Source organism: Pseudomonas sp. DG56-2 (assembly GCF_004803755.1).
GTDB lineage: Bacteria > Pseudomonadota > Gammaproteobacteria > Pseudomonadales > Pseudomonadaceae > Aquipseudomonas > Aquipseudomonas auratipiscis.
Genome location: NZ_CP032311.1, coordinates 2,120,040 through 2,133,723, shown reverse-complemented (window position 1 = coordinate 2,133,723; position 13,684 = coordinate 2,120,040). Strand labels below are relative to the sequence as shown.

The window sequence follows — 13,684 nt, the reverse complement described above, 5'->3', positions numbered from 1 at the left end:
GGGGGTGCGTCTTGCACCTCCTGCGCTGTTTCACCTGCGCTCACACGCAGCTAGCCCAGAACGTTGATCCCTAATCGAGCAGCGAGCTCGCTCATCTGATCACGGCTGACCTTCACGCCATCCAAATTGACCGTTCTGATATCGAGGTCGCCAAGCGCTGAGTCGGTCAGGTCGCAGCCAGTAAAGTCTGCAGATCGCCAGTCAAACAAACTGAACTCACCGCCGGAAAGGTCCGAACCGGCAAAGCTGGCGCCCGTTACATTGGCACCGGTCCAGCGGTTGTCCCACAGTTCGCATTTTTCAAGATTCGCCTTGGAAAAATTGGCATAGGCCAAATTGCTCTTGTTGATATAGGCACTGCAGAACCAGGACTTGTTAGAGATTACATTCATGAAGCTCGCGCTGCTGAAGTCGGCGCCTTGAGCCTTGCATTCGCTTATCTCAAGCCCGAGTGCGCTGGCAAAATTGAAATTGCACACCGAGATATCACAGCGCTTGAAAGAGGCGCCTTTCAATTTGGCGCTGCGAAAGTTGCATCCTACCTGACGATCTCGATCATAGAAGCTGCAATCCAAGAACTGTGTTTCCGAGAGGTCGGTTCTGGAAAAATCGCAATCCAGAAAGGTGACGCCACTTACGATTAGGCCCGTGAATTCATTCACACCGATTCGTTTATTTTCAACCACTTGCGGTTCCATAACGCATTCCTGAACAGTCCTATAGCGTAGCGAATTTACCATTACCGCTTGATAGCGTCAGCTTGGGCGTGCAGGACGCAGCGTGTAAAACCGCTACTTTTGACTAAGCGTCGCAATCGACAGGCCCGAGGCAACAAAGGTCAGTCCGGCGCCGACGTTCAAGCCGTTGACCAGGCGCGGCCGTGTGCGAAGACATTGGGACAGTTTGGTGGCAAATATGCCCATCAGCGCAAAGCCCACTGCCGTAAGCACAGCGAACCATATGCCGTAGCCCAGCATCTGTATAGTCACCGAGCCACGTAGTGGGTCAACGAACTGCGGAATGAATGCCAACACGAACAACCCAGGTTTGGGGTTGAGTGCAGCAGAGAGGAAGCCGGTCAGGAAAATACTGGGCAGCGATTGTCGTGCAGTCGGCTGAAAACTGATCAAACTACGCGAGCGCAACACCTTTATACCGAGCCAAAGCAAGTATCCCGCACCCATGAGCTTGATGAACCAGAATGCCACCGCTGAACTCTGCATGAGTAGCGTCAAGCCCAGCGAGGCGGCGGTAACGTGGAACAGGATCCCGGCACCAGAAGCGAAACCTGAGATCATCGCGGCCATGCGGCCCTGACTGAGTCCACGACCTATGGCCAACAGATTATCCGGGCCTGGGGATAGCACCAATAACAAGCAGGCGGCTGTATAAGCAATCCAGATTTCGAATGGGAACATAACCCTGCTCCTTTAGGCGCGACTCGAGGCATCGTGCCTCCGGTAGCTCGATAATGAAGCTATACGAGGCTCAATAGCAATTCCCTATCCACCTCACATCCGTGAAGCACATCCATCACGCCTCCAAAACCGGAGGGACGGCAAGGGCTTGGGTCATGCTTTTGCAGCAAATTGGCATAGCTAGCTTTCTGGGCATTCCATAACCTGGCCTGCTGCTTTCAAAATCTTGTCGCCATACCGGGAGCCAAACAACAAAATTGACTGCTCAGCGTTCTTCTCAACCAACATGACAGCACATTCAAAGTCACAAACTTCGTTGAGTGTGAAGCAGATGTTCTGGTCTTTGAATCGGTAAAGGCTCGCTGGCCAATTCGAGCAATCATAAATCCCGAGCCCGGGACAGGAGTACTCTTCAACCTCGCCTACAGCGATGACTTTTGATCCGACCGCATCTTGGACAGACTGCTGCGCAAAGGCTGAGTCAAACGCGAAAGCAAGAAGTAGAACTATTGCCTTGAGCATCAGCGGTCTCGCACTGGTTTAAGTGAAATCAGCTAGTTAGGTTATCGACTTAAAGCTTCAAGTTAAATAATTTCATTTAGCCAGTACGGCCCAGCGCCTGGATGAACTCAATAGCGGCGCCTTTTTGCAGCCTCTCCTTGGCAAGCGAGAGAGCTGACGAGAAAGTAGCCCATCAGGATCAAACCAAAGCGCCGTTCAGAACTTCGTAAATGATGTAGTAACGCGAAAAATTCGCAGTGGCTTTTCAGCGCTCAAAAGAGCCGGTAGACATTTCCCGGCCTCATAACGAGGCGATTTTGCTTGGCCAACAACCTTGAGCAGAGCATGAGTCGGCGTGGCAGGCTCAACCAAACATGCGATCCCAACTCACCATCGCGGCCGCCCCATTTCCCATCGATGCGCAAAGCACCGGGGAACCCGTGATCAGTCAAATACGCCGCGAGCAATCGAGAAGAGTCGTCGCGTGACGCATGCGGAAATTGTTTAGTGATGCTGATGTTGAAGTAGAAACCACTACTCACAAGATCTTCTAGGCCTCTCCGGAACTCGCTTACCACAACGTCGAGTGTTCTTTGTTCCACAACCACTTCTATTGGTCTGACAGAACTATAACCACGAGATACTTCAATGCCCGCAGCAATCGACCGATTCGCCGGCCTCGGCGGATGGAGCACCGGCGCGCGCGCCGCAGACGTCCAGGTTCTCTGGGCGGCAAACCATTGGCCCGAAGCCGTGAATTGGCACCTTCACCCCTTGGACGGATGGGCGCTGGTCGATGGTGAACGCATGCGGATGCTCATCACCAACGAAGTCCTGGCCGCGCAGTCGTTCCCAGCCAATACCCAACGCCCGAACAATCACGGTTGACCATGCACATGGCTGGCAACGCAGTACCGCCGCTGGCTGGCCAGAGGGTGATTGAAACGCTGCTGAAGGCGGCTTAATCACTCACACCTATTGCGCCGAAGCATCGGCATCGCGTGAATTTGGTTTGATTTCCGTATACCAGTGGGGCGGCTCACCTACCCCCCAAATCACGATATTAACCTTTTGGCAGTGCTCACATTGGAACTCAAACTCAGGCCTTGGGTCATCGGGATCGAAGTCCATTGATTCCCCGCAGCCCGCGCAACCCGACATTAGCGTCTCTTTATTGTCTAGCTCGCTCATAACGCGCACCTCTCTGCAATACGTTAAGCGTAGCCAACTCCAGCGCCACTGAATCACGCCAACGCGACGAACTATCCCCATTAGCGTGACAGCAGTAGCGCTGACGCCCTGTGAAATCCAATCCCGAAAACAAATGAGGAAGTCACCTTGCAGAACTTCGGCAATATCACGGCGCACGGTACAGTCTATCTTTATCCAGATGAGCTGCCGCCAGAGCTCTTCTGGATCGACCTGAACGGACACACCTACTATTGGTATTCAGTCCAGGGTGGCATCAGCGGTAGCTCGAAGAACCCGCGAACGGAGGGCCGGCAAACGCTGCCGAGCACCGCCGTGTCGTTCAACTGGCTACCGGGAAGCGCCAGGCACTCGATGGCAGGTCGCGTTCGAGTTCATACCGCGCCCTCCCGCGGCAAGGGCAAGATCATCATCGGGCAGATCCATGCAGTGAACGCCCTGACCCCCTTTCTGATGGTGATCTGGTGGAATGGATATGTGCGCATCGATTTCCGCGATGTGCCACTCGGCGCCACTCGCACGCGACTCAGGAAGCAAATCCCGCTTGGCCAGGTCTTCGACTACTGCGTGCAGGTTTACGAGCTTGGCCAGTTGTCCGCAACGCTGGACGAACAGCGCCAGCGGGCCGGCGCCTCAACAAAGGCGACGCCAGCGAGGGCGGCTGGGTGATCTACGAGTCGCTCGACGTGTTCAACGGAACGCTGCAAGCTTAAGCCTTATGCTCATCAAGAAGCCCACTCGCTACTTCTGCTTAAATAGCGTGACGCTGTCTGGCATCATTCATCCAGAAGAACCACATCAAACCGCGGCCCAGGGATCAAGGGTGATGAAGCGACCCACCTGACCTGATGCCTAGCCCCGCACTTCGTGCACACCACCTCAATCTGGTCCTTTGTGTCGTCCAGATCGAACTTCAGCTCTTCATCGCACTTCTTGCACTTTGCCATCTGAAACCCCTCATCAGGTGTCAGCTCAGCATAGCCCCCTACTTCAACAAATCATGCCATCCCGGCGGGGGCGGTAAAATATTTCACCGACTGTAATTGACCGTCCACTCGTTGCTGCGCTAGGTATGCAGCCCTCCAGTACCTGCGGAACACCAATAACTAGTTGCCAGGTTAATGGGTATGCTCCTGTAGGTACTTCATGCTGGCGCGACACCAATATTGGCAGGGCCTTCGGCTCACTAATACCTAGCAATGGTGGGAATTTTCAGCCAGCAAACATGCCTATACCAGCCCCTACCACCGGACTCCCGCTGGATGTTGGGGACCTAACCCGACAATGGTTGCTCCAGAGCCGATGTGCTTTAACGGAAGAGTACAACTTAATATCTGTAATGGGTTGTGTGCGTCCAACCAAGCACTCTACGCCACAGCTGTATGTAGGAGACCAAGCACAAAACCTCTCGGGGCGGGCCTGGGCTCCGTCCCCCTCAGTCTGCTGCGGTCCAGACAGCAAGCTCATAGCCATCTGGGTCGACGAAGTGGAATCGCTTGCCGCCAGGGAACGAAAACACCTCTCGGCTGATCTTTCCACCTGCAGCCACCACTCTGACCTGGGCGTCAGGGAGGTTGTCCGAATACAGAATAACCAGCGGGCCACCTGGCCTGACTTGCTCGCCGGTGGTGAATCCACCAGTGAGCCGACCGTCACTGAACTCGGTATATGTCGGGCCGTAGTCGACGAAGCTCCAACCGAACGCCGCGCCGTAAAAATCCCTGCTGCGCTTGATGTCGCTGACGTTGAATTCAATGTTGTCGATTTGGCGATCCTTCCCTCTGTTGCTCATTGGCACCTCCATGTTGAAGCCAGGAATCTACCACAGTCAAACGGAAGGTTTGCACCAGATGCAAAGAGCCCAGCACTGGGCTGGGCTCTTTCACGCCAATCTTTTAGCCGCGAGAAACGGTGATGATGTATCCAGGGTATTTTGCTTCTAGTTCATTACGGCACTGGTCGATTGCTTCTTGATGACTGAAAACAAAAAACTGTTTTGAGCCAGCGGTGGAGCTTTGTTGTCCAGGCTTCTGATGGCGATACTTAGCTGTAAACCACTGTTTCCCTGAGCTCATCGTGCGATTCCCTAGTGGACGATATTTTTTGACGCCATCAAATTACCATCACTGAGCCCGCATTCAAACCTGGATGGAAAGCCAGTACCAGACCGGCTCGGCGTCGTAGTAGCTTTGTGCCTCTAACGAACTGCCCCAGTCCGTTGCCTGCAAGCCCATGGACTGGGGCACCGATGACCTAGGAGGTACTTTGAGCAGGACTGACGAGTTTGAACCACGCCCGTCGCTCACCATCGACTGGGAACGCCAGTACAATGTTGGCCCCTCTGATGAGCACCTGCATGTGATCGGGCAGTTCATCACCAACTACTCAATGGTTGGGCCACGCTCATAGCAGGCACGAGCCGCCGCCCTCAGTTTCCAAGCGTGCCGGGTTATAGGCGTTCTGGAAGGCGTCGACGACAGCTTTTGTCGCACCAGTGCAGGTTCGCACCAGATCGATCTTCGCCTTCTCCGCCCAGGCGTCACGCGCCTTGTTCCAGCGATCGAACATCTCAGACAGCGCGATACGGTCCAAGTAGCGGAACTCGAACCCAACCTCCACCGGATCGGAGCCGACTCGCGAAAGCTGCACCGCTGCGCCGAAGGTTGGGTTCTGCGCGATTTTAATTTTTGCCATCGGAACTCCTTACGCGCCAGCCAGGTAACGAAGCGAACGAGCAGACTGACCGACGCTGATGGTCCGGGTCATGACGTTGTGTTCCGCTCCATGGTCGGATCAGAGATGCCAGGGTTTCATGAAGCGCCCTCTCGCTTCAGCTGTACAAACGAGCAGGCAAAGACGGGCAGAAGATCGCCGGGCATGCTACCGAAGGCATGACCAGGAACTACCAGAAAGGGCACGAAGATGTGGTGTGGTCCGAGGTCGAAGCTGACCTGGATATCGGGGATTTCGCCAGATAGTTTTGCGCATGTTTTGCGCGGACACAAAAAAGCCGGTTTAGATAACCGGCTTAAGTGCCTGATTTTACTCAGTAAATAATGGTCGGGACGGAGTGATTCGAACACTCGACCCCTTGCACCCATGCATGCTAAGCCAGCTTAACGGCATGATATCACGGGCTTTTCTCCTTGGTGCTCGCTGCAACGATGCCCAACGAAGCCGAATAGATACGGACAAAGTTACTTCGAAAGTCACTGGCACTGCCAGCCCCGGCGTTCCGCCGACCGATTCCCTTTCTTTATATATCAACCCACACCGACACCGATCAGTGGCAGGCCGACCCTGCACAGCTGTAACCACTCCACGCACCTGGACCAGCGCCGGTAGAGGATGCAGGAATGGGCAGTCTTAATATAGGTTCAGGACGGCCGCAGTATATGATCATCGAACAGTCGTTGACCTCAGTTGACCATCTCCAATAATACTGCTACATCAACAGCAAACCGGACTGCGAAGCTCAACTGAAAGAAGCTTAAGGAGGAAGCATTGCAGGGACACAAAAAAACTTTCTACATCAATGCGAGCTTGCTAGCTACCGCGCTAGTTGCAACCCAAACCAATGCTCAAGACGCCAACGGTGTTTACTCCGTAATCGGACGCGGCCTTGAAAGCTGCGGGAAATTTACTACTGCAGCAAACGAAGCTACATATCACAAAAACCGAAATAGCTGGAACACTTATCTCACATATACCCAAGGCTACCTTACCGGACTAAATCAATACCTTACAGACAATAGAAACATTTTAGGAAACACTGACGTAGACGGAGCGATGGCGTTTCTGGAAAAATATTGCAGAGAAAATCCGCTAGCTGAGTACATCGACGCGCTAGAAAACCTGACCGATGAGCTTTATCCAGAGAGATCAAGATAATAAGGGATTACGACATGGGTGACTGGGAGAATATTTTTGGTGAGGCGGGCATGCGCGAAAGTTCTAACGGCTCATTCAATCTCAATCCGAGAATGGTAAAGCGGATGACAACTTTATTATTTGAGACTGCTGTAGAAGCGAGGCAGTGGGCCAAAGATCATCCAGGCCAATCCATCGTTAAAAACCCTGATGGAAACGGATTTATTGCACACGTACTCGAATGGTACAACCAACATACGGGCGACACTTACTTGGAGTGCGAAAAGGAAAAGCACCTAGCATGGGAAAAGGAGCAGGATATACGAAAGAAAGCGGCAACCTATGCGAACGAATGTATAGGCGGATCGAGAAATGAAGGTTACTGGCTTTATGAAAACGGACACCGGGAATTTTTGACAACTATCTATAATGAATATATAGTCGGCCTCCGGTCGATTTCTAAATACAAAAGCATCCAAACAGCCTCGTATTCTGAAGTCCCACGCGACTCGCCTCTACGAAGCATGCCAGAATATGATTACTATAAGGTTCAACGGGAGCTAAAGCCGAAACTTATGGCGCTTCTACCATCGCCATTCCCTGAAAACTATTATCCAATACGGACCTACTAAGGCTTAGCGCAAAATTGATCTAACTATTAAAAGCGTGGGATCGCGACTAAACCTTCCCGCGATATTTCTCAGCCAGAGGAAAGAGCAGCAACGTCATGACTGAGAGCTTCGTACTCCAGCTTGCAAAGCTCTTCAGCTATTTTGGCTCGGTCATACGCTTTCGACAGCTCTACCGTTCGAGCACCATAACGGCACGGGCGGCCATCCTGCCTCAGGCAGTAACAACCAAAGGCTATCCACAGCAATTTGGCCATACTCCAGAGATGTTTTTGCGATTAGCTAAGTTCCTGCGTGTGACGAAAGCCAGTAAAACCGGGCCTTTCGTCACACCCTGCCACTCTCGCCAACCTACCAAAACACAGCGATTGGTACATAAATTGGTACGAGATTGTTATCCCTTTTGCGGCGTCCTGACGGGGGAATCGAACCTCGATAGGCGCACTGGAACCTAAATCATAGTCGCCACTGGCAAAGCCAGTAAAATCAAGACGTTGAGCCGCCCGCAGCTGTTCACGTTGTCTCAAAAGATGCACAGAAGTACACGCTGATAACTGGCGTGATTCACGATCTGTGCACGCTACCTCCCCGGTGTCCTGCCGACCGCTCAAAACTCAATTGCACGAGACCTTCCACAGCTGATCAAGTCTGGTGGTGAAGCTCTGGCTCATCATCTCGCGGCGCATTCCCCAATCGGGGTTCACCGGTACGCTCGCCGCCCGCAGCGTTCCCCTGCCCCATCGTTCATTAATCTGGTCCAGCACCGCCATGACCCTCGTAGCCTCGGCAGGCTGCGCTGCGGCGAACAGGTCGTCTGTGTATTCGCCGCGCTGGCAAAGGTTGAGCAGCAGTACTTCGGCCTTGCTGTAGTTGAAGCCGGGCCGAAACACCCTGTCGAGCGCATCGACCGCGGCCTTCGTCAGCAGTCGCACGTCATCGGTCGGGTACGGCAGGTCAACAATCACGCCATTGGCATACTTGGCTTCGTCTGGGTTGAACATGCCAGTGCGGATGCTGACCCGTAGCTTTTTGCACACCGAGCCCTGGGCCCGGAGCTTTTCCGAAGCGCGCATCATGTAGGTGGCCACCGCTTCCTTTATCGGGGGCAACTCCTGGAGGCGCTTGCCGAACATGCGGCTGCAGCAAATCTCCTGCTTCGGCGGGTTCGGCTCATCCAGTTCCAGGCAGGGCGTGCCGGCCAACTCCCGGGCGGTCTTCTCCACCACAACGCTGAACTTCTTCCGTAGCATCCAGGGATCAGCCTTGGCCAAGTCCATCGCCGACTTGATACCCATGCCTTCAAAGTGCGCGCTCATCCGCCTGCCTACGCCCCAGACCTCTGACACTGCCGTGTTGCGCAGTACCCAGTCGCGCTTGAAGGGGTCGCAGATGTTGACCACTCCTCCGGTCTGCGCCAGTAGCCACTTGGCTGTATGGTTCGCCAGCTTGGCCAGGGTCTTTGTCCCGGCGATTCCAACACCGACCGGGATGCCGGTACAGCGCAGCACCTGGCTCCGAATCCGGCGCCCCAGCTCGTCCAGTCCAGTGATGCCGGTCAGATCGGCGAAGGCCTCATCAATGCTGTAGACCTCCACGCCCGGGACCATGGATTCGATCAGGCTCATAACCCGCTCGCTCATGTCTCCGTACAGCGCATAGTTGGACGAGAACGCGACGATGCCGTGCTGCTTCAGCTTCTGCTTGATCTGGAAATACGGCTCACCCATTTTCACGAACGGCTTCGCGTCGTAGCTCCTGGCAATGACACAACCATCATTGTTCGACAGGACCACAATCGGGACCTTTGCCAGGTCTGGGCGAAATACCCGCTCACAGGACGCATAGAACGAGTTGCAGTCGATCAGTGCGAAGACTGGCGGCTTAGACATGACTGCGCACGCTGCCGGTAATCACTCCCCAGATTGAGAGTTCATCACCCTCAAGCACATACCTGGGTGGATACTTCGGATTTTCAGACAGCAAGATCACGTCTTTGCCGCGAATACAGAGCCGCTTGCACACTGGGTCGTTGTTGAGCAGCGCCACGACAATGTGGCCATGAGCAGGCTCAATTGAACGGTCGACTATCGCCAGATCACCTTCAAAGATACCGACGCCCTGCATGCTCTCACCGGTGATGGACACCAGGTAGACATGTGGGGCCCTGATGTTCAAGACCTCATCCAGAGAAATATGGGCCTCGATATGGTCTGCTGCCGGGGAAGGAAAGCCGGCCGGGACACGGAACAGGCACAATGGCAGCTTTAGGCCGCCCTCCGCAACAGGGCCTACTATGGAATAGCTCATGACGCACGACTTCCTATACTGTACGAATATACAGTTAATATCTTGAAAGCCTTGCGGTCAATTTGTTGGAAGGGAATTTCTGACAAGTGGAAAGTCAGACGGCCCTCAAGAGCTGATCAGTGGAGCGGGTACTCAGGACACCCCAGCGATCTCCGCTGGTACTCCTGCACCGCTCCAAACAGCGACTCAGCCTCCACACCCGCAATCGCTCCACCACTTCTGGCGCGGCACGGCCTTTGGACTCGTTGTAGCGGAAGAGCGCGTCCATCGCCTGCCGCATCAGCGGCTCGCCAGCGTTGATCTTTCGTCCAGGTCATCCATGATCCAACTCCCCAATTTCTGATCAGGTCAGTAAAGGACTCAAAAGGCGAGACTCTCGCTCCCCTTGCTGTAGCACAGTCAACCAAGCCCTAGCCTCCCATAGCTGTTTTCATTCAGAACCGGACACGGTGAGCCTCTTGGAAAAGTCTGGCTAAGCTGAAGATTATTCGGCGATCTATGCTTAAGCGGGGAGCACTAACATGAATTCATTTATGGACACTGTAAACGGTTATATTGCCTGGAGCGGATTAATAATTGGAGTTCTCGCCATTGTCAAAACCTTTGGACTGGAAGCTTTTAAAGGGATAATCTCAAACCGCATAGAAACAATACGCACAGAGTCCGCCGAAGAGCTAGAACTACTAAAAGCAAAATACGAATACAATCTTGAGCGATTCAAAGGCTTTCATGCCGTCCTGGCAAAAGACGAAATAGACACCTATAAGAAACTTTGGACATCAATATCGCTTTCCGTGATAGCTTTAAACAGAATAAGTGATGACATTAATCCTTGGACCCTCGCCGACTTGTACAGCGTGGACAGATCAGAAATTGAGGACTATGACTGCGAGCGCGCAATCGAGTTAAAAAGCAGATACTTAGAAGACACTATTAACGATCTAAAAGTGAAAATGAGCTCCGCCGATGAAATAGCTTATGCCAGCAGGCCATTCATATCTGAGGCCGTCTGGAGCGAAATAACGGACCTACACACTTTCTTAGCGAAAATCTGGACAGATCTAAAACTTAACTTCTACGAACAGCCACTATCTGAATTCCTAGAGAATGCCCGTTCAGAGGCAGAAATTAAAGTTTCAAATATATCAAGTACAATAAAAAAAGCGACCCGAGAATGATCCGGCTCACTGGGCGTTTTCTCGGACATACGACTGACAGTCTGCAGAGCTTTCAATCCTTCGTCACCATCACCGGTAATGGCGACAATTCGTTGAGCAGTCGCTGGGTCAAATTCGCCTCGCGGGGATCCATAAACCAAGCCGCTGCCGCCACCCGGGGCGGCGAGATAGACTGACAGCCGGGAATCAGAAACAGCGAGGCGATCGCATAGACAAGCCTGAGTTACTTGAGTCAGTGGAGCGGGTAGTCAGGAAACCCCAACGAGCGCCGCTGGTGCTCCTGCACTGCCCCAAACAGCGACTCAGCCTCAATATGCAATCGCTCCACCACCTCCGGCGCAGCACGGCCTTTGGACTCGTTGTAGCGGAAGAGTGCGTCCATCGCCTGCCGCATCAGCGGCTCGCCAGCGGCGATCTTTTCGTCCAGGTCATCCATGATTCAGCTCCCTGCTATTTGATCACAGCAGTCTAGACCAATCGCTACTAAGGCTCAGCAGCCACCGGCCAGAAGCCATCAACGGCGGCGGAAATCTGGTGATTTTCGTACCCGCTGCTTATAGTGAGTCCGTCCCTTGGTAGTGAGGGTGCGGTTTCCGTATTACTGGAAGCGGGTAATCCCTGCGGAGGGCAGGTCTTTCACATGAACAACATGCAAAGAGCTACTGACGCTTTGCACGCGTCCAAGAAGATCGTCTTTTTTACGGGCGCCGGCGTCTCCGCTGAAAGTGGAATACCGACGTTCCGCGACAAGCTGACTGGGCTTTGGACGAAACACGACCCTCAGCGTCTCGAAACAGCTGACGCCTTCCGAGAGAATCCAGCTCTCGTCTGGAGCTGGTACCTCTGGCGCCGACACCAGGTTTGCCAAGCCAAACCCAACTTAGCCCATCTTTCCATTTCTCGGTTAGCCAACGCTGGCTGGGACGTATCCGTCGTCACTCAGAACATCGATGACTTGCATGAGCGAGCGGGATCCAGTCCCGTCTTTCACCTTCACGGCAGCTTGATGGACGTGAAGTGTTTCTCCTGCCACAGGCCAGCGAAGGTAAAGCCTGTTCAGCTGGAGATTCCTGAAGAAGGACATTTGATCGAGCCGCCCCGGTGCGCCGAATGCAACGGAAAGCTTCGTCCTGGAGTGGTTTGGTTCGGGGAATGCCTACCGGAAGACGCCTGGCGGTCAGCAGTACAACTTGTGAAAAGCTGTGACTTGCTGATCTCAGTAGGTACCTCAGGCGTCGTCAGGCCGGCTGCTGGCATTCCGGACATGGCCCTAGCGGCCGGGGCTACCGTGATCCATGTAAACCTTGAAGACGTTGGATTAGATAGGGCGAACCAGATAATGCTGGTTGGAGGTGCGGGGGTGGTTTTACCCGAGTTGCTTCGAGCGGTAGAGGTCGGAGCTCCGACGCGTACTGATGAGTCCACCTAACAAGCCAAGCGCGACATGTTTCTGACCAGCACTCTAAAGAAATTACGCGAGCGTCTCTCGCCGATTTACATTGACGGGTACCGACGGAGAGCATCCATGGCTTGCTGCACTAGTGGCTCACCGGCGTCGATCTTTTCTTTCAGGCTCTTCATGCCCTGCTCCCTGTTGTTTTCCCGGACAGTGTAGGTGAGCTCGCAATCCAGACCGGCGTTTCAAGGTCTGGTCACACAAATTCTGGCTTACTGCTTTCGATCTACACTGACTTCTGCGAGGCACGCGTTGCTCGTGCTCCGATGGAGGCCGCATGAACGAAAAACAGTTTGAATTTCATCTTGAGGAGTTCAGGCAACTAAAGGCTGAAATTTCCGCACTTCTGGCCAGAATTGGTTTTTTGTTCAGGAATTCCATCATCGTCAGCTCCGTCTTGTATGCATGGCTACTCTCTAAAGTCGGTGCGTTTTCAGGTGCCAATGATTGCATTGCTTTTCCGAAAGACATGGCACTCTTCGCTATTTGGATCCCTCCAGCCTTCGTTGCTGCATCGTTTGCCTTTGGAATACTCACCTACCTCCACGTCGTTGAGGCTGGAAAGTATTTGCGTAAATGCGAACGCCAATTAGGAACCGATGAACTGGGATGGGAGAGACATTGGTCAAGGAAACGCCCTACTCTGACAGTTGGTCTCACGCTGATATGGATTTTGCTATTGATGGGTAGTGGTTATGTAAGCAACCAAATGCGACAGAAGCTGGAACCCCTTCCAAATTGCCCGAATCCCAAAATTTCTCGAGAGCTTCCAGAGCTTTCAATTGCCGGCGCAGAAGCTGATAACAGGCACATACAAGTCCCATCAGCTGTCCCGCATTTGAAAAGCCATTTGACCAGGGAAGAATAGGACGATTCGCAGGCAAGCCCAGCTATTCGGGCTCGGTCATAAGCTTTCGCCAACTCTCCCGCTCGAGCATCAGCCCGTGAGAGCAAGTCGGAGAGCACCATGTCGGCGCGGGTGGCTGTCTGGCCTCGGGCGATAGCGGCGGTATCCGTGGCGGGGCAACTGACGGTGGCGGCGAATGTGGTTGCCACGTCGCGCAGCCGCTGGCCACCAGTATCAGCGCCAACAGCTTTTGGGTGTGTGAATCGCCC

At 53.6% G+C, this 13,684-nt stretch carries 17 protein-coding genes and 3 pseudogenes; 9 read left to right on the top strand and 11 right to left on the bottom strand.

What is annotated here, in order from left to right; translation table 11 throughout:
- Positions 1–50: 50 nt before the first annotated feature.
- From D3Z90_RS09790 to D3Z90_RS09780, 3 genes are all read right to left on the bottom strand, one after another.
- The gene (locus tag D3Z90_RS09790) at positions 51–698 is read right to left on the bottom strand and encodes a Qnr family pentapeptide repeat protein (RefSeq protein ID WP_136475544.1); all 648 of its coding nucleotides are present in this window, start codon (positions 696–698) and stop codon (positions 51–53) included.
- A 93-nt stretch (positions 699–791) separates the two neighbouring features.
- Positions 792–1,418 (bottom strand): LysE family translocator, encoded by a 627-nt coding sequence (locus D3Z90_RS09785; protein ID WP_136475543.1) that lies wholly within the window; start codon positions 1,416–1,418, stop codon positions 792–794.
- Positions 1,419–1,598: 180 nt separating this feature from the next.
- Positions 1,599–1,940 carry a hypothetical protein gene (locus D3Z90_RS09780; protein ID WP_136475542.1) on the bottom strand — a complete coding sequence of 114 codons (342 nt, stop codon included), beginning with the start codon at positions 1,938–1,940 and terminating at the stop codon, positions 1,599–1,601.
- 753 nt (positions 1,941–2,693) lie between these two features.
- Here D3Z90_RS09780 and D3Z90_RS27340 point away from each other — a divergent pair.
- Positions 2,694–2,884: pseudogene (locus tag D3Z90_RS27340) on the top strand (DNA cytosine methyltransferase); the annotation flags it as partial.
- A 10-nt stretch (positions 2,885–2,894) separates the two neighbouring features.
- Here D3Z90_RS27340 and D3Z90_RS26935 read toward each other — a convergent pair.
- Positions 2,895–3,110: a hypothetical protein gene (locus D3Z90_RS26935; protein WP_218571423.1), complete on the bottom strand. Its 216-nt coding sequence runs from the start codon at positions 3,108–3,110 to the stop codon at positions 2,895–2,897.
- Positions 3,111–3,257: 147 nt separating this feature from the next.
- Here D3Z90_RS26935 and D3Z90_RS09770 point away from each other — a divergent pair, with 147 nt between their 5' ends.
- Positions 3,258–3,797 (top strand): polysaccharide lyase family 7 protein, encoded by a 540-nt coding sequence (locus D3Z90_RS09770; RefSeq protein WP_168198450.1) that lies wholly within the window; start codon positions 3,258–3,260, stop codon positions 3,795–3,797.
- Positions 3,798–4,563: 766 nt separating this feature from the next.
- Here D3Z90_RS09770 and D3Z90_RS09765 read toward each other — a convergent pair.
- A complete protein-coding gene (locus D3Z90_RS09765) occupies positions 4,564–4,920 on the bottom strand; it encodes a VOC family protein (protein WP_136475540.1) in 357 nt (118 codons plus the stop codon).
- Between the two features lie 103 nt (positions 4,921–5,023).
- On the bottom strand, positions 5,024–5,203 hold the full coding sequence (locus D3Z90_RS09760; protein ID WP_136475539.1) for a hypothetical protein: 180 nt from the start codon (positions 5,201–5,203) through the stop codon (positions 5,024–5,026).
- 190 nt (positions 5,204–5,393) lie between these two features.
- Here D3Z90_RS09760 and D3Z90_RS26930 point away from each other — a divergent pair, with 190 nt between their 5' ends.
- Positions 5,394–5,537: a hypothetical protein gene (locus tag D3Z90_RS26930; protein WP_218571422.1), complete on the top strand. Its 144-nt coding sequence runs from the start codon at positions 5,394–5,396 to the stop codon at positions 5,535–5,537.
- Here the strand turns inward: D3Z90_RS26930 and D3Z90_RS09755 are convergent.
- Positions 5,532–5,822 carry a phage tail assembly chaperone gene (locus D3Z90_RS09755; protein ID WP_136475538.1) on the bottom strand — a complete coding sequence of 97 codons (291 nt, stop codon included), beginning with the start codon at positions 5,820–5,822 and terminating at the stop codon, positions 5,532–5,534. The genes D3Z90_RS26930 and D3Z90_RS09755 overlap by 6 nt on opposite strands.
- A 102-nt stretch (positions 5,823–5,924) precedes the next feature.
- On the opposite strand from D3Z90_RS09755, the pseudogene D3Z90_RS27020 reads away from it, so the two are divergent.
- The 3 genes and pseudogenes from D3Z90_RS27020 to D3Z90_RS09740 form a co-directional block, all read left to right on the top strand.
- Positions 5,925–6,106, top strand: a pseudogene (locus D3Z90_RS27020) (integrase); the annotation flags it as partial.
- A 526-nt stretch (positions 6,107–6,632) separates the two neighbouring features.
- On the top strand, positions 6,633–7,019 hold the full coding sequence (locus D3Z90_RS09745) for a hypothetical protein (protein WP_136475537.1): 387 nt from the start codon (positions 6,633–6,635) through the stop codon (positions 7,017–7,019).
- Positions 7,020–7,033: 14 nt separating this feature from the next.
- A complete protein-coding gene (locus tag D3Z90_RS09740; RefSeq protein WP_136475536.1) occupies positions 7,034–7,630 on the top strand; it encodes a hypothetical protein in 597 nt (198 codons plus the stop codon).
- A gap of 611 nt (positions 7,631–8,241) precedes the next feature.
- Here the strand turns inward: D3Z90_RS09740 and umuC are convergent.
- Positions 8,242–9,516 (bottom strand): translesion error-prone DNA polymerase V subunit UmuC, encoded by a 1,275-nt coding sequence (umuC, locus tag D3Z90_RS09735; protein ID WP_136475535.1) that lies wholly within the window; start codon positions 9,514–9,516, stop codon positions 8,242–8,244.
- A complete protein-coding gene (locus D3Z90_RS09730) occupies positions 9,509–9,934 on the bottom strand; it encodes a LexA family transcriptional regulator (RefSeq protein ID WP_136475534.1) in 426 nt (141 codons plus the stop codon). The genes umuC and D3Z90_RS09730 overlap by 8 nt, the downstream gene beginning before the upstream one ends.
- 521 nt (positions 9,935–10,455) lie before the next feature.
- On the opposite strand from D3Z90_RS09730, the gene D3Z90_RS09725 reads away from it, so the two are divergent.
- Entirely contained in the window at positions 10,456–11,112 is a 657-nt protein-coding gene (locus tag D3Z90_RS09725; RefSeq protein ID WP_136475533.1) for a hypothetical protein, read from the top strand.
- A 232-nt stretch (positions 11,113–11,344) separates the two neighbouring features.
- On the opposite strand, the gene D3Z90_RS09720 is transcribed toward D3Z90_RS09725, so the two are convergent.
- Positions 11,345–11,548 (bottom strand): hypothetical protein, encoded by a 204-nt coding sequence (locus D3Z90_RS09720; RefSeq protein WP_136475532.1) that lies wholly within the window; start codon positions 11,546–11,548, stop codon positions 11,345–11,347.
- Between the two features lie 204 nt (positions 11,549–11,752).
- On the opposite strand from D3Z90_RS09720, the gene D3Z90_RS09715 reads away from it, so the two are divergent.
- On the top strand, positions 11,753–12,541 hold the full coding sequence (locus D3Z90_RS09715) for an NAD-dependent deacylase (RefSeq protein ID WP_136475531.1): 789 nt from the start codon (positions 11,753–11,755) through the stop codon (positions 12,539–12,541).
- A 304-nt stretch (positions 12,542–12,845) separates the two neighbouring features.
- Complete coding sequence (locus D3Z90_RS27010; protein WP_256658340.1) at positions 12,846–13,436, top strand: hypothetical protein; 591 nt, start codon at positions 12,846–12,848, stop codon at positions 13,434–13,436.
- Here the strand turns inward: D3Z90_RS27010 and D3Z90_RS27005 are convergent.
- A pseudogene (locus D3Z90_RS27005) lies at positions 13,421–13,663 on the bottom strand (DUF2514 family protein); the annotation flags it as partial. The gene D3Z90_RS27010 and the pseudogene D3Z90_RS27005 sit on opposite strands and share 16 nt — an antisense overlap.
- Positions 13,664–13,684: the final 21 nt, after the last annotated feature.